An 18650-nucleotide genomic window follows, 5' to 3' on the forward strand; every position below is an offset into this window, starting at 1 on the left:
ATATTTTTAGCTTTAAATTTAGATTATTTAATACCAGGATTTTTATGCAGGGCCAATGTTTGTGAGCTAAATGCAATTCCTACGTATGTCCGGGGGTTGGGGTCTGCCATTAAGGCATCTACAAAAGTTGTGAAGCCTTGCTGTGTGGACTCTGGAGGCAGCACCATTACGTGTAATGACTCATGGGGTAATAAATATTCTGATGAATGTTAGTTCCTATTAATACTCCTGTATTTATAGTTCTCTGGCATGGTGTTTATTATGTCGTTTTATATGGTTTTACCGGATTTTAAGTTCCATAAAATCAATATTTGACGCTAAATAAATAATGCGTGCGCAAGCGGGTTATATATACATAATAAGGAACTACCTGAATCCGGATGAATTTATCCGGACTGTTGTGGATATTAAAGAGGGTAGATGATGCACAATATTTCTGTTTCTGCGCCAGCTCCGGCTTCGCCATTATTTCCTGTACCGAACCAGCATGAACGATTTTTACGCCTGCCTGAGGTGATGCACTTGTGCGGGTTGTCTCGCTCGACCATTTACGAACTGATCAGCCGCGATGCGTTTCCGAAGCAGATCCCGCTTGGCGGTAAAAATGTCGCCTGGGCACAGTCTGAGGTCAGCGCATGGATGGCGGACCGTATCAGCGCCCGTGGGCGGGGATGTGATGCATGATGATACCTGAATACATTAAATCCCTTTTTTCTGGCTTGCTTACTGCCGTCATTTCCAGGTATAGTTTTTCTGCTGTCGCAAAATCGGCAGCCGGAATTGGCGTTCCGTGTAACTTATTGGCGACAACTGACGCGCCTTGCGTCTTTTTTTACGTCGTAGCTCAGGCACACCCATTTTCCGGGCTGTGGTGTTTGTGTGTACACCGTGGTTCATTCAAGATAATGGCAGTCCGGGCGGGGCAGCCTTCGGGCTGGCCGGTTTCCAATAAGGCCGGTTACGCCAACCCCGTTCGGGCTGCCACCAGTGAAATTGGCGTTTCCGGTGGTAGCAATAACCGCTACTTATTGGAGGCTGCCATCATGGCTACAATCCTCACCCCGTCATACCCGCAATATGTCTTTGTGTTTGCCGCAATCCGCCGTACTGACACTCAACCCCGCATTTGTATGCTTCGCACTGTAGCCTGCGATGAGCGTTCCGCGCGTCTTTCGCTGGTCCGTGATTATGTGCTCTCCCTCTCTGCACGCCTGCCTGCCGGGGAGGTGATGCTATGAACCAGTTTGAGATCTCCTACGACGATGTTGTAAGGCTGAAACATTTACGCAATGTGGGTGAGTATGTAACTGGCATGGCAGCCCTGCAGGACTGTTATGAAAAGCCAGCAGGTGCCCAATGCGAACAACTGGTTTCCCTCATCTATCTGATGACAGAGCAACTGGATGGAGTGGTGCAACGCTGCCATGACGACCTGATGAATGCGGAGGTGGCCTGATGAAATGCTGTGAATCTCATCTGGCACTTCGTGCCGCTCTGTATCGCCGTGCCGTTGCCTGTGCCTGGCTGGCTCTCAGCAATCATCAGGAACGTTATTCCGGCCTGACGCTCGCTGAACTTGAAGATGCCATAGCCCGCGAGCTGGAAGGGTTCTATCTGCGCCAGCATGGGCAGCAAAGAGGGCTGGAAATTGCCTGCGCGTTGCTTTCGGATCTGATGGAGTCGGGGCCGCTTAAAGCCTGTCCGGTTCTCTCATTGCTCGGAATGACGGTCATGGATGAACTTTGTTCCCGTCACCTCAACAAACCAGCGCTGCACTAAGGAGGGCCGCACAATGTCAGGAATGAAAGTTAGCCAGGCTGAGAAAGCAGCTCGTGGTCACTGGTCAAGAATTTTACCCGCGTTGGGCGTAAAAGTACTGAAAAATCGGCACCAGCCCTGCCCGGTCTGTGCCGGGAAAGACCGCTTTCGATTTGATGACCAGGAAGGGCGGGGAACGTGGTTCTGTAACCAGTGCGGGGCAGGTGATGGCCTGGCGCTAGTAAGTAAAGTACTGGATGTAGGCATTAGTGAAGCGGCAGACAGAATAAACGGCATTACCGGAAACCTGCCGCCAGTATCTCAGGAAATGCTTGAATCTGGTTCTCCTGAAAAAGAGGACGGGAAAAAAGCTGCAGCAGTGCTGGCTTCCCGTTTGTTTGATAAGTCCCGTCAGACCACTGGCAATGCCTATCTGACGAGTAAAGGGCTTACTGCACTGCCTTGCCGGGAATTAACCGCCATGCATAAAGTCGGTGGTGTGGCATTTCGCGCGGGAGATCTTATCGTTCCATTGTATGCAGATGGAGAGCTGGTAAATCTGCAGTTAATCAACGCTGATGGGGGCAAATGCTTCCTTAAAGGCGGTCAGGTTAAGAATGCCTTTTACCTGATTGAAGGCACTGCCAAAGCAGCCAAACGGCTCTGGATAGCGGAAGGATATGCTACCGCACTCACTATCAACCATCTGACTGGCGATGCTGTCATGGTGGCCTTTTCATCCGTCAATTTCCTTTCCCTGGCGAGCATTGCCTGCAGTCAGTACCCAACGCACCAGATAATTATTGCTGCTGACCGCGATCTCAACGGTGCGGGGCAAACAAGGGGCGAAGCTGCTGCCAGGGCCTGCAATTGCACAATGGCGCTCCCACCTGTGTATGGTGACTGGAACGATGCATTCACGCAGAACGGCGAAGAAGCCACTCGGCTGGCAATTTATGAAGTAATAAAACCAGCTATTGCCAGCCCTTTCGACACAATGAGCGAAGCTGAATTTACCGCTCTGAGCGTCAGCGAAAAAGCGCAGAGGGTAGTGGATCACTATAAAAATTCACTGGCAGTAGACCCGAACGGGCAGCTCCTTTCACGCTATGAGGCGGGGGCCTGGAAAGTTATCTATTACGCCGATTTTGCCCGTGATGTCGCTGCGCTGTTTCAGCGCCTCGACGCACCTTTTTCATCCGCGAAAATTGCATCTCTCGTGGAAACCCTCAAACTGATCGTTCCGCAACAACAGAATCCGGCGCGGCAACTTATCGGATTTCGCAACGGTGTGCTCGATACCCGGACAGGATTGTTCAGCCCGCACGATAAGAAGCACTGGTTACGTACGCTGTGCGAGGTGGATTACACGCAGCCCGTTGACGGCGAGTCACTGGAAACCCATGCCCCGGCATTCTGGCGCTGGCTGGATCGTGCAGCAGGTTTTAATCCTGAAAAGAGGGACATTATTCTGGCTGCATTGTTTATGGTGCTGGCTAACCGTTATGACTGGCAGCTGTTTCTGGAGGTCACTGGCCCTGGCGGAAGTGGAAAGAGTATTCTTGCTGAAATAGCAACCATGCTGGCGGGTGAAGATAACGCTACCTCGGCAACAATTGAAATGCTTGAGTCGCCAAGAGAACGAGCTGCGTTAATAGGTTTTTCACTGATTCGACTTCCCGATCAGGAAAAGTGGAGCGGTGACGGGGCCGGACTAAAAGCCATCACTGGCGGCGATGCGGTATCTGTTGATCCCAAATATCAGAACGCCTATTCAACCCACATCCCGGCGGTTATCCTGGCTGTGAACAATAATCCGATGCGTTTCACTGATCGTAGTGGTGGAGTTTCACGTCGAAGGGTGATCCTGCATTTCCCCGACCAGATAGCCCCGGAGGAACGTGATACTCAGCTCAAAGAGAAGATTGCCAGCGAGCTGGCAGTGATTGTTCGTCAGCTTATGCAGCGTTTCAGTGACCCTATGAGTGCCAGGACATTACTTCAGTCGCAGCAGAACTCCGATGAAGCGCTCACTATCAAACGTGATGCTGATTCAGCGTTTGATTTTTGCGGATACCTTGAAGTCTTACCTGACACCACGGGAATGTTTATGGGGAACGCTAACATTGTCCCACGTCAGCCTCGTACATACCTTTACCATGCCTATCTGGTCTACATGGAAGCCAACGGCTATAAAAATACGCTCAGTCTGACCATGTTTGGCAAGGGGCTGCCGTTAATGCTGAAAGAGTATGGGCTGCAGTACGAGAAGCGGCGGACCAATCAGGGAATGCAGACCAATCTGGCACTCAGAGAGGAAAGCAATGCTGACTGGCTACCTAAGTGCGATGGCCAAGCAACCAATTAACGTATAACTGACCCGGCATACGCCGGGTTTTTTCTTTTCAATGAATGTAGAGTTTACTGTTCACTCTACACCATATTGTTAACTTCTATTTTATTGATATTAAAGTTAATTATGTGGTAGTGAACAGTGTGCACGCTTTTCTAAAGAAAAAGTAATTTTGGGTGTTGAGGACTTTTGGTTTGGATCCGTTGCACGGAACCTAACCGGGGATATAAAAATTGTGCTTTGATTACAAATGGCTAAAAACTCGTCTTTTTTACCGATGGTAAGAAAAAAAAGTGGGGGCACAAATGGGGGCATAAATCTGTTTTTATATTAAAAAATCTTTACTTAACATTGTTTTATGCCGATATTTGAGTCCGGCCTTCGCACTCATCCTCTAAACACCTCCCTCCGATGCCATTCCACAAACCCTTCTCTTGGATAATTCCCTTTCGCCATCGGCAAAGCAATCTGCCTCCCGGCAAAATCCCAAAAAAGCCTCCCAACAATTCCATTGCCATTCACCGCCTCAGACACGAGCACCCGCATACTCTCATCCAGCCCAATCGATCCCTTATCAAACGCCTTATGATGAATTGCACACAACGCCAGTCCGTTCGGGATCTCACATGGTCCGCCAAACTGCTTCCATTTTATATGCGCGGCTTCGAGTCCAACGGAGGCGTTATCATGCCGCATGTTGAATCCGCAGATGGCACATTCATAGTTATACGCACGCAACACCTGCTGGCGGAACAGCGGATCGCGAACCTTACGGATCTGCTGAATATCAAAACCCATCTCATCTGAGATCTCTTCCTGAATACTTTCTGGAAAGTGCGTTTCAAGGATCTGCTGCGCCAGCGAGCTGATCAGGTTTTTGTTCTTACTCAGCAGCGCAAAGTGTTCTTCATCAAACCCGCCGGCGACGTTATGTTCCACAAGTTCTTTAACGGGCGGCTGCTTACTACCAGTGGTCGAACAGAACTCAGTATTCTGAAGATCCCAGAACCCATCTCCCTTAAGCCGCCAGAAGGGCATATTCGGGTAATGTGCCTTCCGTTGCGGGCCAAAGCGTTCTAACAGGTTAAGCAGTTGCTCGTGGACCTCAGTTCCGTAATCAAACAGTCTCGCATGCCCCTGCTGATAGTTCGCCAGCACGTACAAAAGCAATAAAGGCTTATGCGGCGCACGCTGTTCGCCTTTGCGCCAGATGGTGATGTCGGCAATTGCCTGTTCGAGAGTTTTGCTGGAAGCCATCGCGTTACGGAAGAAGGTAAATAATTGCGATGATGTTCGCAAAACCCAGACCAATCAACCCACAATCAACAAAAACATGACCTTACCGCGCACAACACTAATTCCTGAATCCCCCTCGCAAATTTCAAATTTACTCCACACCAAACCGCTGTATTTATATTCAGTCCTGTATAATGAGCACCAGTAATTACGCCAATCGGCGAAAGGAAGTATCGAAGAATATTTAACGAGGAATTCGCGATATGAAGGTGCTGCAACACCCCCATACCGCTAACCACAACCAACTTGATAGGAGTTGAAAATGGCTGCGACGAATTTTAAGCCAGAGTTTACTGTTTGCAAAACAGAATCAGACGCTTTCACCGGCATGATTGAAAACCGCGAGCTGGCACGCAAAAACAGCGCCCGCCGTCTTCACGGCAACTCGCCCAACGCGGCGCCCGTCCATCCCCGCGCGGAAACGCCGCAGGACAGCGCAGCCTGCTGCGAACTCTATGCACGTATAGACATGAAATATCTTCTTCTGGGCGGCGACTGGTTAAAACGCGCGGGTTTCATCAACGGCATGCCCGTAAAAATCCGCGCCATGAAAGACTGCATTGTGATTACGCCACAGCATACAAGAGAATTATGGGGATGCCTGGAAGGGATGAGCGTGGTGAATATAAATAAGAAGAAAGTCGCGCAGTGGTTGAAGACGTTTCCGGGAGCGCTGAATGATACAGGCGATATACCGGCTGTTAAGCGTGGAACAGGGCAGGCGATGTCGGAGTAACCGTGCTTCCCACCTCATGTAATCCTTGAAGCAATAAAACGATACGGGCATGTCATCCCATGCCCGTTTTAAGTAAAAATCACTCGTGCTTTACCTGTTCTTTCACAGCCTTAACCAGCACAGTGAAGTTCGCCAACGGTTAAATCGCGTATCACAGGTTCGGGTATGCCACGTACCCAGCGGATAAACCGACAGATGCCAAAAAAGTCTATACCTTCACCCGTAAACAGATACTCATTCTCCGCGAGAGAGAACGTTTTCCTATTGCCATCCTCTTCCGTGGCAAGCTGAACGCCAAACGCTTCTTCGCAGTCTTCCAGTAGGTCTTCGCCGTCCATACCGCAAATATGCAAATCGGCCTCAATCAACGTATTGCTATCGATAGATTTACGATGCTCCCCTGAGGAGTTTCGAACAACCTCAATAACTTGTGAGAGAGTGGGTTCCACCATGATGCTCTCCTTTAAAGCGGTAGAAATCATCGCCAGCGCTTTCCGGCGGCGTTCCGCTTGGTCGGACCGACAAGAACAACGTTACCCCGGCCCGAGAAATTTTCAAGTCAGTTCAGGCTATCGCCATATGATTCCAGGCATCTCTGTAAACTATATTCCCGTCACAGTGTTTCCAGGTGATTGCCTCATATCTTAGCTCGATCGTCTCTGTATGCGTTCCTGTTCCAGAATTCGGGAACAGATTTGGCGTGATACCCGTGATTTTTACATTCTCCAGGATAATGTTGAAATATTCTCTCTCGATTCCTGCATCATCAATTTGATACATTTTGATCGTAGCCGATTTTAGCGTTTGGTTTTCACACAGTGCCCTGATTAGAACCGGTGTTGTTTTATCAAACTCTTTCTGGACGGCAATTGGTGTATGTACACGGGTACCTGTTAGTCGGCCTGTATTTCCACTCACAGGAATGGTGAGGTGATGAGCGACCGCCTTTAATTCAATAGCGCCTAACCTACCGGACACCATGGAACCTCCTACGACTGGTGAGCCATTAGCATCGGTTAACCAAAGATATGCTGGATTTGACATGATTATTCCTCATCTATATTTAAAAAAGAAGGTAGGCGTAACATCGCCACGACCCATATGAATAAGCCAATGATTTTCAGCGGCCATGGTTCAAGGACTGCTATACAAGCAAATGCACCGATGATCAGTAAGGGACCTGATAACACATCCAGGATCCCGCCAAAAATGTATATCTTTCCTGGCAGTACTTTATTCATTACCAATGAAATAATGTAAGCGCTTATGGTAATGATGCAAAAGGCGATTGTTTTATCATGCCAGGTTTCGAATTCTACCCAGCAAAGGATATAGGCTAAAACTAAATATGAGCAAAGCAGCAGATTTATAATTGGGATAATAAATTTACTCATACGCGCCTTCCGTAGTGTGTGCAGTTAATTTTTCATTAACTTTCTTCATGATCTGAATAAATACAGGTTTTCCTTCTGAATAACCTGCATGGATAGCATCTACGAAAGGCTGAACGGCATCAGCGAACAGAAAATAAAGCAGGTCATAGTCTCTGGACCTCAGAAGTTGATATACCTCTGGGGCTTCGGCTTTGAGTCTTTCAGACGTTCTGATTGAGCGTTCAGCCATTCCCCCAAACAAAAGGAGTGTGCTCAGTGCCGTGATTGGGTTGCCTTTCCCTTTAAAAACAATAAACGTGAAGGACGTTCTTTCAATAACATGCTTCGCGATAGTTGATGCAATAATATTTGTTGATACTCTGCCTGCAATTGAAGTCATTACAGATCTGTATATTTTATCCTGCTCCGCTTCCGTTAAATATCTGTTGAATTCTTTAAGTATAACTTTGACGGCGCTGACAATATTCTCGTAATTCAAAATGTCATTTTTTATGGCAGTAATCATTCGTATGCGTTGAGTTTCACGAGCATATCTGGTATCCGTGTCAAAGATACCATAAACCAGATATCCATAATCTAGCGGTACAGATAACCCTCCATTTATAAGCCCAGTAACTGTATCAGGAGAAGCGATAATGTTGCATAATCTCCGGGCTGTATCTTCTACATCAGCCATAATAATCCTTTAAATGCGCAATAAAGGATTTATCAATGTAATATTAATGTGATTGAAGCAATTTATCTTATCTAAATAAGGAATTAAGAATTGTTAGAGGTATCAATTTCATCTTTAATGAGATAATCAGCGGCTTCATGCCATTCCCACGCACTCCACCGCTAAATCTACCTTAACTAAACACCGGCACCCCCAGCCCAACCTTCACCTCCCTCAACGTCTCCTGCGTCACCCCCTGCGCCCGTTCGGTCCCGCGCTTCAGCATCGCCATCAGCTCTCCCTTGTCCTGCATATACATCGCCCTCCGCTCTCGCATCGGCGCAATCAGCTCCTGCAAACACGCCTCCAGCTCGTTCTTACAAACCCGGTCCCCTAGCCCGCCCGCCTGGTAATGCGCCTTCATCGCCGCCACTTTCTCCTTGTCTGGATGAAACGCATCGAGGTACGTAAACACCACGTTCCCCTCAATCTGCCCCGGGTCGGTCACCTTCAGGTGGTTCGGGTCGGTGTACATGGCGCTCACCGCATGGTGGATGGTCTCTTCACTGGCCGAAAGGTGCAGCGTGTTGCCCAGCGATTTTGACATCTTGGCGCTGCCGTCGATGCCGGGCAGGCGACTGGTGTCGCTCAGCATCGCTTTGCAGTGGCGCAGCGCCGGAGCGGGCAGCAGGCTGTTCATCTTGTGCACAATCTCGTTGGTCTGCTCAATCATTGGCAGCTGGTCGTCGCCGACGGGCACGCACTCGGCCTTAAACGCGGTGATGTCCGCCGCCTGACTGATGGGGTAGGCCATAAACCCGACCGGCAGCGAGCGGGCAAAGCCTTTCTGCGCAATCTCGTTTTTCACCGTCGGGTTACGCTCCACGCGGGCGACGGTGACGATGTTCATATACAGCATCGTCAGCTCGGCGAGGGCGGGCAGGGCGGACTGCAGGCAGATCGTGGTCAGGTTCGGGTCGATGCCGGCGGCGAGGTAGTCGGCCAGCACTTCGGGGATGTTGTCGCGAATTTTTTGCGGGTTGCTGCCGTTGTCGGTCAGCCCCTGCAGGTCGGCAATCAGCACAAACTGGCTGTGCGTCTGCTGGAGCGCCACGCGCTGGCGTAGCGATCCGACGAAGTGGCCGAGGTGCAGCGGGCCGGTTGGGCGGTCGCCGGTGAGGATGGTGGGTGCGTTCATAAAGACTCCTTAACGTTGTAATGCCGAAAGGGGTCTTAGATGTGTGAAAGCCGCCTTTCGGCGGCTATCTGAAAATGAGGAAAACTACTCCGTGCCGCCTTTAAGAAGGCAGCCACCAGCGGTTTACGGTGAGCACGGCGTGGTTTATGTTCATCTCTTTACCGTACCACGTCCGGCGCGAAAAACAAAAGGGCACGTCATGCTGCAATCTCTCAACCATCTGACTCTCGCGGTCAGCGACCTGCAAAAAAGCGTCACCTTCTGGCACGACCTGCTGGGGCTAGCGCTGCACGCCCGCTGGAATACCGGGGCCTATCTCACCTGCGGCGATCTGTGGGTCTGCCTGTCGTACGACAAGGCGCGCCAGTACGTGCCGCCGCAGGAGAGCGACTACACCCACTACGCGTTTACCGTGGCGGAGGCGGATTTTGAACCGCTCTCGCAAAGGCTCGAGCAGGCGGGCGTTACCGTCTGGAAGCAGAACAAAAGCGAGGGGGCGTCGTTCTATTTTCTCGACCCGGACGGGCACAAGCTGGAGCTGCACGTGGGCGGCCTCGCCGCGCGGCTGGCGGCGTGTCGCGAGAAGCCCTATGCGGGCATGGTGTTTACCTCAGACGAGGCTTGAGGCGCGCACCTTCAGCCTGCCCGCCAGCGTCACGTGCGTGGCGGCATCCTCCTGATTGCACAGGTACTCCACCGCCAGCCGTCCCAGCTCGCTGTAGGGCAGCTGGATACTGGTCAGGGGCGGAGTGAGCTGCTCGGAAATCTTCTGGTCGTCGTAGCCCGCCAGCAGCATGTCCTGCGGGATGCGAACGCCGTTCACCGCCAGCGCCTGATAGCAGCCAATCGCCAGCCAGTCGCTGGCGCAGAAGATGGCGTCCGGGCGCTCGGCCAGTTCCAGCAGGGAAGCGGTGGCGGTAAAGGACTCGCTGAACTGCCAGTTGGTCTGGCGCACGAGACTGTCGTCGCACGCCAGTCCGGCCTGTTGTAATGCCGCCCGGTAGCCCGCCAGACGCTGGCGCGAGGCCTCCATCCAGCTCTCCCCGGTGATGTGGGCGATGCGCGTGGCCCCGCAGGCGATAAGGTGTTTAGTCACCTGGAAGGCGTTGGCGTAGTCGTCCGGGATAAACGACGGCAGCAGCGGCGAGCCGGGGTCGCGCTGGTTGAGCAGCACCAGCGGGATGCGGGTGCAGTCCTGGAATGCCGTCATGTCCACCAGCGTGGTTACCGGAGAGGCGAGAATAATCCCGATGCAGTTGCGCTTCTCCAGCTGGCGGATGATGTTCAGCGCCAGCTCGATGTCGTCGCCGTAGTCGTAGACGGTGAGCAGGGTCTCGTTGCGCCACGCCGCTTCCCGCGCCTGGCTGATGGCGTCGATAAACGGGTCGAAGCTCTGCATGGAGCTGACCAGCAGGGCGATCTCTTCCTGGTTGCGCGGGGCGTGAACGGCGGGGAGGCGGTCGTAGCCGAGCTCGGTGGCCACGTTAATCACACGCTGGCGGGTGTCGTCGCTGAGCTTGATGTTGCGGGACTGGTTAAGCACCAGCGATACCGTCGCCTGCGACACGCCCGCCGCCCGCGCAATATCGTTCATCGTTACCTTCGTTTTTCGCTTCATCCGTCCTCTCCCTTTCGCGACTTCGCATCATACCCTAACCGCACGCTTTAGCGCCGTCGATCACGTTTCTCATTCATCGAAGCGCGAACTTTGTGAGAGCCGTCGCTTTTCGGAGCGCCGTGATTTGCGCATTTATCCTGCAACTAATATTTATTAGCTAAATATTATCAGTAAGAGGACGCGTAATGAAAGAGCAGTGGAGCAGGGAGCAGGCACAGGCGTGGTATCAGCAAAAAGGCTGGCTGTGCGGGTTTAACTATCTGCCGTCGACGGCGGTGAACTGGACGGATATCTGGCAGGAGGAAACGTTCGATGCCGCCACTATCGAGCGCGAGCTGGGCTGGGCGGCGGACGCGGGCTACAACACCCTGCGCATCAACCTGCCGTTTATCGTCTGGGAGCACGACCGCGACGGGCTGATGGCGCGTATCGACCGCTTTTTGACGATTGCCGACGGTCACGGGTTCAGCACCATGCTGACCCTGATGGACGACTGCGGCTTCTCCGGCGACGAGCCGTACCTCGGCCCGCAAAAGCCGCCCGTACCGGGCAAGCATAACAGCCAGGCGGCGGCGAGCCCCGGTCGCGATAAGGTGTGCGATCCCGACTGCTGGGGAGACATTGAACGCTATATCCGCGACGTTGTCCGCCAGTTCCGCGACGATAAGCGCGTGCTGCTGTGGGATCTGTACAACGAGCCGGGCAACCGCGGCATTTTCGCGACGGGCACGCAGGAGGTGCAGTACGACGCGAAGCTGGAGTCCTGCGCCCACGCGCTGATGAAGCTGGCGTTCCAGTGGGTTCGTGAAGAAGATCCGACCCAGCCGCTCACCGTCTGCGCGTGGCGCGTTCCGCCGGAGGAGGAGGACGAGACGTTCTTCCAGCACCCGCTGGACCAGACCGCGCTGGCGCTCTCGGACGTGGTGAGCTTCCACGCCTACACCCACACCGGGCGGATGACGGCGATGATCCAGCAGCTGCAAAAGCTCGGCCGGCCGCTGTTCTGCACCGAATGGCTGGCGCGCCACGTGGGCAGCACCATCGAAGAGCAGCTTCCGATGATGTACATGGCGAAGGTCGCGCCGTACCAGTGGGGGCTGGTGCGCGGCAAAACCCAGACGTGGCTGCCGTGGCCGGTGGTGATGAAGGAGTCCACGGACTACTGCCGCCTCTGGTTTCACGACGTGTTTGAGGAGAACGGCATTCCGTTCTCGCGCCGTGAAATCGCATTAATGCAGCAGCTGCGCAAGATCGCCCCGCAGGCGCAGGGCTAATAATATCGACCCGGCGGTCCACCGCCGGGCAACCAGGCAGGCATATAACAATGGCAACGACAATGAAAATACCGTCTCGCGAGTTGTGGTCTTATTTTGGCTATGGTTTAGGTCAGTGTTTTAGCTTTGGTTTAGTGGGTTCGTTTATTAACTATTTTTACACCGACGTGCTGGGGATCTCGGCGCTGGCGGCGAGCACCATCTTCCTGATTGCCCGCGCGTGGGACGCGGTTCACGATCCGCTGTTTGCCAGCATTATGGACACCATTAACAGCCGGTTCGGCAAGTTTCGCCACTTTTTGCTGATCGCCCCGCTGCTGATCACCGGCGTCACGCTGCTGTCGTTCTATAAAATCGAAGCGGACATGACCACCAAAATCCTCTACGCCGGGGTGACCTACATCCTGTGGGGGACGCTGTACGCCATCTCCGATATCCCGTTCTGGTCGATGTCGTCGGTGATGACCAACGACTCCGCCCAGCGCACCCGCGCGGTAACGGCGGCGATGCTCGGGGTGAACGCGGGGATCGCCTGCGCCAACATCTTCTTCCCGAAGCTGGCGGCGTTCTTCGCCCAGTACAGCAACGATAAAGGCTACTTTATGGCGGCGCTGGTGATGATGCTGGTGGGCCTGCCGCTGATGCTCAACGGCTTTATGCAGATCAAAGAGCGCGTACCGCCGAGCCCGGAAAAGGTGACCATCCGCGACACCTTCCACAACCTGCGCCAGAACAAGCCGCTGTTTATCGTCCTGCTGTCGTTCTTTTTCTGCGTGTTCCACAACGTGGCGGGCGGGCTGTATATCTACTTCTTTATCAACAACCTGGGCGACGGCAGCCTGCAGATGGCGATTGGCGTGATGGGAATAGTGGCGGCGGTGCTGTGCCTGGTCGCCCCGATGCTGACGCGCCGGATGCAAAAGAGAAAGCTGTTTATGATCCTCTGCGGGCTGGACGTGGCGGTGCGCGTGGCGATGTGGTTCGTCGGGTATCAGCAGGTGACGATGCTGTTTATTTTGCTCGGCCTGAGCACGCTGTTCGTGATGATGACCAACATCCTCACCTCGTCGATGATTGCCGACACCATCGAGTACGCGGAGTACCACACCCACAAGCGCTGCGCGGCGATCACCTTCTCCGGGCAGACCTTTACCGGCAAGATGTCGGTGGCGGTGGGCGGGGGGCTCATCGGCGTGTTCCTGACGATGATTGGCTACGTGCCGCAGGCGCAAATCCAGAGTGCAGGCGTGCTGTCGGGGCTGTTCTTCGGGATTTGCCTGCTACCGGCGATTGGGTCGCTGATCCGAATGGGCTTTATGTCGCGCTTTACCTTTACCGAGGAGAAGCATGCGGAGATTTGTCGGCTGCTGGTGGAGCGGAACGCGTCTGCGAAAGCGCCGGGTGGCGGCTGCGCCTTACCCGGCCTGGAAAAAATTACAGCGACTTCACAAACGTCAGCAGATCTTCGTTGAGCTGGTCCTGGTGGGTCAGCGCGAAGCCGTGCGGCGCGTTGTCGTATACCTTCAGCGTGGCGTTTTTGATCATCTCCGCCGCCAGCTTGCCGGTGCTTTCAAACGGCACGATCTGGTCGTTGCTGCCGTGAATAACCAGCGTCGGCACGTCGATTTTCGCCATATCCGGGCGGAAGTCGGTTTCGCCGAACGCGGTCACGCAGTCGATGGTGCCCTTAAGCGAAGCCAGCAGGGCGATGTTCAGCGTCTGGGTCAGCGCGCCGGCGGAGACGGTCTGCCCGGCGTTGGTGCCGTAGAACTGGGTGGCGAAGTCGCTGATGAACTGGGCGCGATCTTTACGCAGCCCGTCGCGAATGCCGTCGAACACGCTCTGATCCACGCCCTGCGGGAATGAATCGGATTTACCGAAGATCGGCGTCACCGCGCCCAGCAGCGCCAGGCCGGCCACGCGCGCGCTGCCGTAGTTGTTGATGTAGCGCGTCACGTCGCCGCCGCCCATGGAGAAGCCCACCAGCGTCACGTCGCGCAGGTCCAGGGTAGTAATCAGGTCGTTGATGTCGGACGCAAAGGTATCGTAGTCGTAGCCGTTCCACGGCTGATCCGAGCGGCCAAAGCCGCGACGGTCAAAGGCGATGGCGCGGAAGCCGCGCTCCGCCAGGTAGTTAAGCTGGCTGTCCCACATGTCGCCGTCCAGCGGCCAGCCGTGGCTGAAGAGAACCGGTTTGCCCGCGCCGCAGTCTTTGTAGTAAATCTGCGTGCCGTCTTTTGCCTTAAACGTTGCCATAGTGTGTTCCTGTACAGGTGATGGTTATGGTTATACCGGCGCGACCAGATAGCGAATTGCCGGTGATGTTGTGCCCTGATGAAAAGCCAGAACGCGGCTCTGCAGCAGGAGGTCATTCATGGTGTGGCGCTCCTGCTGGCGCAGATGCTCAATCCAGGAGCCCATCAGGAAAGTCTCGATAAACAGGCCGGGGCGCTCAATATCTTCGTACACCGCCCAGCTCATCGCCCCGGCGCGGCGGCGCACCCGGCGCAGCTCGTGCACCGCCTCCAGGAAGGCTTTCGCGTTCTGCGGGTCGATGATGTACTCGTGCGATACCAGCACCGGGCCGCGCTCGTTCGGCAGGTCGATCTCCACGCCGTCCAGCGGCTGGCCGCTGAGGTCGAGGTTCAGATCGGGATCTTTCTCGAGCTTCCAGTGGAACACCGTTGCGCTTGCCAGCACCATGCCCAGCGTAGCGACCACCAGCGAGGTCGGGGTGCCGAACTGCGAGGCGATCTGCCCCCAGATGGCGCTGCCGGTGGTCATCGAGCCGAAGAACACCGTCAGGTAGACCGCCAGCGCGCGGGCCTTCACCCAGCGGGCGGCGCTGCGCTGCGCGCCGAGGTTGAGGGTGGAGAGCACCGCAATCCACGCGAAGCCGGTGAAGAACTCAAACAGGTTCAGCAGCCAGACGTGGCGCACGAAGGCCAGCGCCAGCATGGTGAGGGCAAAGGTCAGGCTGGCGGCCACCATCAGCCGGTCGGCGTTCAGCCGCTGGCGCAGGCGCGGCAGCAGGATCGCCCCGGCAATCGCCCCCAGGCCGATGCAGGCCAGCATCACGCCGTAGCCCGCCGGGCCTAAGCCCAGCTCGCGGCGCGCCACCAGCGGCAGCAGCGCCCAGCCCGCGCTGCCGAAAACGAAGAAGGCCACGGTGCGCACCAGCACGTTGCGCAGCACCGGCGCGGCGTGCACGTAGCGAATGCCGGATCGCACAGCGGAGAAGAAGTGCTCCGGCGGCAGACGCTGCACGGACGGCGCCGGACGCCAGCGCCACAGCACCCACGCCACGCCGACCACGGACAGCGCGTTCAGGGCAAATACCATCCACGGCCCGGCGAGCGACAGCAGAAAACCGCCCAGCGCGGGGCCAATCGCCCGGCTGATGTTCACCCCCAGCGAGTTCAGCGCCACGGCGGCACCCAGCTCCGGCTTGCTCACCAGATCGGGCACCACGGCCTGGAACGGCGGCGAGCTCATCGCCGCCCCCACGCTCAGCAGGAACGTCGCCACCAGCAGAACGGTAGGGGTAACGTGTCCGGTGAAGGAGAGCACCGTCAGCCCGGCGGCGGCGATGAACACCCACAGCTGGGAGAAGAGCAGGTATTTACGCCGGTCGACGATGTCCGCCATCACCCCGGACGGCAGGGCGAAGAGGAACATCGGCAGGCTGCTGGCCGCCTGTACCAGCGCGATATCCAGCGGATCGGCGCTCAGGGTTAGCATGCTCCAGTTGATGCCGACGTCGCTCATCCATGAGCCGACGTTAGAGACCACCGTGGCGATCCACAGCATGCGGAACACCGGCTGGCTCAGCGGCTGCCACGGCGAAACCGCCTGCGCGGGCGTCGTCTCGACGTGTGCGTCGCGAACGTCGTTAACCTGGGTCATGCGAACCTCTCCGCTGCCTTACGCTGCAGCCGCCACTGGCCCGGCCCGGTGAGGGCGAGGGTGGTGAAGATAATCAGCAGCAGCCAGCCAAACTGCCCTTCGGCAATCGACCAGTCCGGGTGGACCGCCAGCATCGCCACCAGCAGCACGGCGATAATCGGCAGGCACGCCAGGCGGGTGTACACGCCCGCAATGATAAACAGCGGGCAGATCACCTCGGCGACGATCGCCGGGATCAGGCTTGCATAGGGCCCGAAGCCGAACGGATCTTCAATGCGCGTCAGCTCTTCGCTGAAGTGCAGCACCTTCGGCAGGCCGTGCACGTAGAGAAGCAGCAGGCTGCCGGTCAGGCGCAGGAAGAACAGCCCCAGGTCGATCCGGGGCGGCATAGTAGTGTTTTTCATCAGAATGCAAAGCAGCTGCAGCCCAGCGCCCCCCAGAAAGCGTTATCGTCGGACACCGGCATCTCTGACGTGCGGGCGAAATCATGCTGGTGGCTGTGAACCCCGCACGGCCCGCTGCAGTGGTGAACAGGGCTCATGCCGACGCGTGCGGCCTGCGGCGGCGCGCTGCGGTAGTGGCCCGGCACCTTCACCACCGGGGACCACTCGGGCAAAACCGGAATGGCCGGCGGCGCGAGCGGGCCAAAGCTGCCTGCGGCGTAGACGATATCGCCGTTCACCACCGTCAGGACGGACTCAATGCCCTTGATCTCCTCTTCCGGCACGCGGAAGTAGTCTTTGCTGAGCACCGCCAGGTCCGCGAGCTGGCCGACCTTGATCTGCCCCTTCTGGTTCTGCTCGCTGGAGAACCACGCGCTGCCCTGGGTCCAGAGCATCAGGGCGGTGTCGCGGTCCAGACGGGCGCTGTGGTCGTACATCTGCATCCCGCCGACGGTGCGGCCGGAGACCAGCCAGTAGAGCGCGGTCCACGGGTTGTAGCTCGCCACGCGGGTGGCGTCCGTCCCTAAGCCCACCGGCACGCCGGTCTCGAGCATTTTTGCCACAGGCGGCGTGTGGCGGGTGGCTTCGATGCCGTAACGCTCGGCAAAGTACTCGCCCTGGAAGGCCATGCGGTGCTGCACGGCAATGCCGCCGCCGAGCGCTTTGATGCGGTCGATGTTGGCCTGGGTAACGGTTTCCGCGTGGTCGAAGAACCAGTGCAGGCCGTTGAACGGAATGTCGCGGTTCACCTTCTCGAAGACGTCCAGCATGCGGCTGATGGATTCGTTGTAGGTGGCGTGCAGGCGGAACGGCCAGCGGTGCTCCACCAGGTGGCGCACCACGCGCTCCAGCTCGTCCTCCATGCCCGGCGCGAGGTCAGGACGCGGCTCGAGGAAGTCTTCAAAATCGGCGGCGGAGAAGACCAGCATTTCGCCCGCGCCGTTGTGGCGGAAGAAGTCGCTGCCCTGGCCCGGCGTGAGCATGTCGGTCCATTTCTCAAAGTCTTCCAGCTCGTGGCCCGGACGCTGGGTAAACAGGTTGTAGGCGATGCGGATGGTCATCTGCTTCTTCTCGTGCAGCTCGGCAATCACCTCGTAATCTTCCGGGTAGTTCTGGAAGCCGCCGCCCGCGTCGATGGCGCTGGTCAGCCCCAGACGGTTCAGTTCGCGCATAAACTGGCGCGTGGAGTTGACCTGCTGCTCCAGCGGCAGCTTCGGCCCTTTGGCGAGCGTGGCATAGAGGATCATGGCGTTCGGACGGGCAATCAGCATCCCGGTCGGGTTGCCGTTGGCGTCGCGCTGGATCTCGCCGCCCGGCGGGTTTGGCGTGTCTTTGGTGTAGCCGACCACCTTCAGCGCGGCGCGGTTGAGCAGGGCGCGGTCGTACAGGTGCAGGATGAAGACCGGGGTGTCCGGCGCGGCGTCGTTAATCTCGTCCAGCGTCGGCATGCGGCGCTCGGCAAACTGGAACTCGGTCCAGCCTCCCACCACGCGCACCCACTGGGGCGACGGCGTGCGCAGGGCCTGCTCCTTGAGCATGCGCAGGGCGTCGGCCAGAGACGGCACGCCTTCCCAGCGCAGCTCAAGGTTGTAGTTCAGCCCGCCGCGAATGAGGTGCAGGTGCGAGTCGTTCAGGCCGGGGATGGCGGTGTGGCCTTTTAAGTCGACCACCTTGGTGCCGTCGCAGTGGTGTTGCATCACCTCGGCGACGGTACCCACTTCCAGAAATTTTCCGTCGCGCACGGCAACGGCTTCCGCGACAGGGTTTTCGCGATCGACGGTGTGAAACTGGCCGTTAACCAGAATGAGATCGGCTTTACAGAGGGTAACCATAACTGCTCCTGACTGAGAGGGGGAATGGTCAGGATTATGGGAACTGGTTTCGGCAAAGATCCAGTTATACAATAGGATAGGTATACCAAAGTATAACTATACCTAAGGTTAACTATACGAAGAGATAATTACGCGCGGCGACGGAAAACCGCAGGATGAGGGTGACTTTATCGTCGTGGCACTCACG

General features: G+C 56.1%; 20 protein-coding genes. 9 read left to right on the forward strand and 11 right to left on the reverse strand.

Features of this window, described 5'->3' with window-relative positions; all coding sequences use genetic code 11:
* The first annotated feature begins 423 nt into the window (after nucleotides 1-423).
* From USG84_RS08875 to USG84_RS08895, 5 genes are read left to right on the forward strand one after another with little or no spacing between them, the layout of a single operon-like run.
* Nucleotides 424-684 (forward strand): helix-turn-helix transcriptional regulator, encoded by a 261-nt coding sequence (locus USG84_RS08875; RefSeq protein WP_109846382.1) that lies wholly within the window; start codon nucleotides 424-426, stop codon nucleotides 682-684.
* Nucleotides 681-1238, forward strand: a complete 558-nt coding sequence (locus USG84_RS08880) for a host cell division inhibitor Icd-like protein (protein WP_047354614.1) — start codon at nucleotides 681-683, stop codon at nucleotides 1236-1238. The genes USG84_RS08875 and USG84_RS08880 overlap by 4 nt, the downstream gene beginning before the upstream one ends.
* Nucleotides 1235-1456 carry a hypothetical protein gene (locus tag USG84_RS08885; protein WP_001071227.1) on the forward strand — a complete coding sequence of 74 codons (222 nt, stop codon included), beginning with the start codon at nucleotides 1235-1237 and terminating at the stop codon, nucleotides 1454-1456. Before USG84_RS08880 ends, USG84_RS08885 begins: the two co-directional genes overlap by 4 nt.
* Entirely contained in the window at nucleotides 1456-1779 is a 324-nt protein-coding gene (locus USG84_RS08890) for a DUF5375 family protein (RefSeq protein WP_005287802.1), read from the forward strand. Before USG84_RS08885 ends, USG84_RS08890 begins: the two co-directional genes overlap by 1 nt.
* Before the next feature lie 13 nt (nucleotides 1780-1792).
* On the forward strand, nucleotides 1793-4126 hold the full coding sequence (locus USG84_RS08895) for a primase-helicase zinc-binding domain-containing protein (protein WP_109846376.1): 2334 nt from the start codon (nucleotides 1793-1795) through the stop codon (nucleotides 4124-4126).
* A gap of 372 nt (nucleotides 4127-4498) precedes the next feature.
* Here the strand turns inward: USG84_RS08895 and USG84_RS08900 are convergent, their stop codons facing one another.
* Nucleotides 4499-5368 (reverse strand): phosphorothioated DNA-binding restriction endonuclease, encoded by an 870-nt coding sequence (locus USG84_RS08900; RefSeq protein ID WP_253540489.1) that lies wholly within the window; start codon nucleotides 5366-5368, stop codon nucleotides 4499-4501.
* A 301-nt stretch (nucleotides 5369-5669) separates the two neighbouring features.
* Here USG84_RS08900 and USG84_RS08905 point away from each other — a divergent pair, with 301 nt between their 5' ends.
* A complete protein-coding gene (locus USG84_RS08905; RefSeq protein ID WP_151413370.1) occupies nucleotides 5670-6143 on the forward strand; it encodes a SymE family type I addiction module toxin in 474 nt (157 codons plus the stop codon).
* A 110-nt stretch (nucleotides 6144-6253) separates the two neighbouring features.
* On the opposite strand, the gene USG84_RS08910 is transcribed toward USG84_RS08905, so the two are convergent.
* From USG84_RS08910 to trpS, 5 genes are all read right to left on the reverse strand, one after another.
* Complete coding sequence (locus USG84_RS08910) at nucleotides 6254-6595, reverse strand: hypothetical protein (protein WP_253540499.1); 342 nt, start codon at nucleotides 6593-6595, stop codon at nucleotides 6254-6256.
* Between the two features lie 112 nt (nucleotides 6596-6707).
* Nucleotides 6708-7187, reverse strand: a complete 480-nt coding sequence (locus tag USG84_RS08915) for an Hcp family type VI secretion system effector (protein WP_253540502.1) — start codon at nucleotides 7185-7187, stop codon at nucleotides 6708-6710.
* A gap of 2 nt (nucleotides 7188-7189) precedes the next feature.
* Complete coding sequence (locus USG84_RS08920) at nucleotides 7190-7537, reverse strand: hypothetical protein (RefSeq protein WP_151413360.1); 348 nt, start codon at nucleotides 7535-7537, stop codon at nucleotides 7190-7192.
* Complete coding sequence (locus USG84_RS08925; protein ID WP_151413358.1) at nucleotides 7530-8213, reverse strand: hypothetical protein; 684 nt, start codon at nucleotides 8211-8213, stop codon at nucleotides 7530-7532. Before USG84_RS08925 ends, USG84_RS08920 begins: the two co-directional genes overlap by 8 nt.
* Nucleotides 8214-8385: 172 nt before the next feature.
* Nucleotides 8386-9390: a tryptophan--tRNA ligase gene (trpS, locus tag USG84_RS08930; RefSeq protein WP_151413357.1), complete on the reverse strand. Its 1005-nt coding sequence runs from the start codon at nucleotides 9388-9390 to the stop codon at nucleotides 8386-8388.
* 199 nt (nucleotides 9391-9589) lie between these two features.
* Here trpS and fosA point away from each other — a divergent pair, with 199 nt between their 5' ends.
* Nucleotides 9590-10015 carry a FosA/FosA2 family fosfomycin resistance glutathione transferase gene (gene fosA / locus USG84_RS08935; protein ID WP_151413369.1) on the forward strand — a complete coding sequence of 142 codons (426 nt, stop codon included), beginning with the start codon at nucleotides 9590-9592 and terminating at the stop codon, nucleotides 10013-10015.
* Here the strand turns inward: fosA and USG84_RS08940 are convergent.
* Nucleotides 10001-11008 (reverse strand): LacI family DNA-binding transcriptional regulator, encoded by a 1008-nt coding sequence (locus USG84_RS08940; RefSeq protein WP_151413355.1) that lies wholly within the window; start codon nucleotides 11006-11008, stop codon nucleotides 10001-10003. The two genes, fosA and USG84_RS08940, sit on opposite strands and share 15 nt — an antisense overlap.
* Before the next feature lie 185 nt (nucleotides 11009-11193).
* Between USG84_RS08940 and USG84_RS08945 the strand changes: the two genes are divergently transcribed.
* Nucleotides 11194-12282, forward strand: coding sequence for a cellulase family glycosylhydrolase (locus USG84_RS08945; RefSeq protein ID WP_320738241.1), 1089 nt, complete (start codon nucleotides 11194-11196; stop codon nucleotides 12280-12282).
* 50 nt (nucleotides 12283-12332) lie between these two features.
* Nucleotides 12333-13754, forward strand: coding sequence for an MFS transporter (locus USG84_RS08950; protein WP_151413353.1), 1422 nt, complete (start codon nucleotides 12333-12335; stop codon nucleotides 13752-13754).
* On the opposite strand, the gene USG84_RS08955 is transcribed toward USG84_RS08950, so the two are convergent.
* From USG84_RS08955 to USG84_RS08970, 4 genes are read right to left on the reverse strand one after another with little or no spacing between them, the layout of a single operon-like run.
* Nucleotides 13717-14538, reverse strand: coding sequence for an alpha/beta fold hydrolase (locus USG84_RS08955; protein WP_151413352.1), 822 nt, complete (start codon nucleotides 14536-14538; stop codon nucleotides 13717-13719). The two genes, USG84_RS08950 and USG84_RS08955, sit on opposite strands and share 38 nt — an antisense overlap.
* 30 nt (nucleotides 14539-14568) lie before the next feature.
* On the reverse strand, nucleotides 14569-16188 hold the full coding sequence (locus USG84_RS08960) for an MFS transporter (protein WP_248058303.1): 1620 nt from the start codon (nucleotides 16186-16188) through the stop codon (nucleotides 14569-14571).
* The gene (locus USG84_RS08965; RefSeq protein WP_061099377.1) at nucleotides 16185-16592 is read right to left on the reverse strand and encodes a DoxX family protein; all 408 of its coding nucleotides are present in this window, start codon (nucleotides 16590-16592) and stop codon (nucleotides 16185-16187) included. The genes USG84_RS08960 and USG84_RS08965 overlap by 4 nt, the downstream gene beginning before the upstream one ends.
* Nucleotides 16592-18463, reverse strand: a complete 1872-nt coding sequence (locus USG84_RS08970; RefSeq protein ID WP_320738242.1) for an amidohydrolase — start codon at nucleotides 18461-18463, stop codon at nucleotides 16592-16594. The genes USG84_RS08965 and USG84_RS08970 overlap by 1 nt, the downstream gene beginning before the upstream one ends.
* Between the last annotated feature and the right edge of the window lie 187 nt (nucleotides 18464-18650).

Origin of the sequence: Enterobacter sp. 168J2, from assembly GCF_034107265.1 — a bacterium.
GTDB classification, from domain to species: Bacteria; Pseudomonadota; Gammaproteobacteria; order Enterobacterales; family Enterobacteriaceae; genus Enterobacter; species Enterobacter nematophilus.

Excerpts from the sequence above, each read along its gene's own strand:
- USG84_RS08875 (WP_109846382.1), top strand. The coding sequence starts at position 424 with ATGCACAATATTTCTGTTTCTGCGCCAGCTCCGGCTTCGCCATTATTT.
- USG84_RS08880 (WP_047354614.1), top strand. The coding sequence starts at position 681 with ATGATGATACCTGAATACATTAAATCCCTTTTTTCTGGCTTGCTTACT.
- USG84_RS08885 (WP_001071227.1), top strand. The coding sequence starts at position 1,235 with ATGAACCAGTTTGAGATCTCCTACGACGATGTTGTAAGGCTGAAACAT.
- USG84_RS08890 (WP_005287802.1), top strand. The coding sequence starts at position 1,456 with ATGAAATGCTGTGAATCTCATCTGGCACTTCGTGCCGCTCTGTATCGC.
- USG84_RS08895 (WP_109846376.1), top strand. The coding sequence starts at position 1,793 with ATGTCAGGAATGAAAGTTAGCCAGGCTGAGAAAGCAGCTCGTGGTCAC.
- USG84_RS08900 (WP_253540489.1), bottom strand. The coding sequence starts at position 5,368 with ATGGCTTCCAGCAAAACTCTCGAACAGGCAATTGCCGACATCACCATC.
- USG84_RS08905 (WP_151413370.1), top strand. The coding sequence starts at position 5,670 with ATGGCTGCGACGAATTTTAAGCCAGAGTTTACTGTTTGCAAAACAGAA.
- USG84_RS08910 (WP_253540499.1), bottom strand. The coding sequence starts at position 6,595 with ATGGTGGAACCCACTCTCTCACAAGTTATTGAGGTTGTTCGAAACTCC.
- USG84_RS08915 (WP_253540502.1), bottom strand. The coding sequence starts at position 7,187 with ATGTCAAATCCAGCATATCTTTGGTTAACCGATGCTAATGGCTCACCA.
- USG84_RS08920 (WP_151413360.1), bottom strand. The coding sequence starts at position 7,537 with ATGAGTAAATTTATTATCCCAATTATAAATCTGCTGCTTTGCTCATAT.
- USG84_RS08925 (WP_151413358.1), bottom strand. The coding sequence starts at position 8,213 with ATGGCTGATGTAGAAGATACAGCCCGGAGATTATGCAACATTATCGCT.
- trpS (WP_151413357.1), bottom strand. The coding sequence starts at position 9,390 with ATGAACGCACCCACCATCCTCACCGGCGACCGCCCAACCGGCCCGCTG.
- fosA (WP_151413369.1), top strand. The coding sequence starts at position 9,590 with ATGCTGCAATCTCTCAACCATCTGACTCTCGCGGTCAGCGACCTGCAA.
- USG84_RS08940 (WP_151413355.1), bottom strand. The coding sequence starts at position 11,008 with ATGAAGCGAAAAACGAAGGTAACGATGAACGATATTGCGCGGGCGGCG.
- USG84_RS08945 (WP_320738241.1), top strand. The coding sequence starts at position 11,194 with ATGAAAGAGCAGTGGAGCAGGGAGCAGGCACAGGCGTGGTATCAGCAA.
- USG84_RS08950 (WP_151413353.1), top strand. The coding sequence starts at position 12,333 with ATGGCAACGACAATGAAAATACCGTCTCGCGAGTTGTGGTCTTATTTT.
- USG84_RS08955 (WP_151413352.1), bottom strand. The coding sequence starts at position 14,538 with ATGGCAACGTTTAAGGCAAAAGACGGCACGCAGATTTACTACAAAGAC.
- USG84_RS08960 (WP_248058303.1), bottom strand. The coding sequence starts at position 16,188 with ATGACCCAGGTTAACGACGTTCGCGACGCACACGTCGAGACGACGCCC.
- USG84_RS08965 (WP_061099377.1), bottom strand. The coding sequence starts at position 16,592 with ATGAAAAACACTACTATGCCGCCCCGGATCGACCTGGGGCTGTTCTTC.
- USG84_RS08970 (WP_320738242.1), bottom strand. The coding sequence starts at position 18,463 with ATGGTTACCCTCTGTAAAGCCGATCTCATTCTGGTTAACGGCCAGTTT.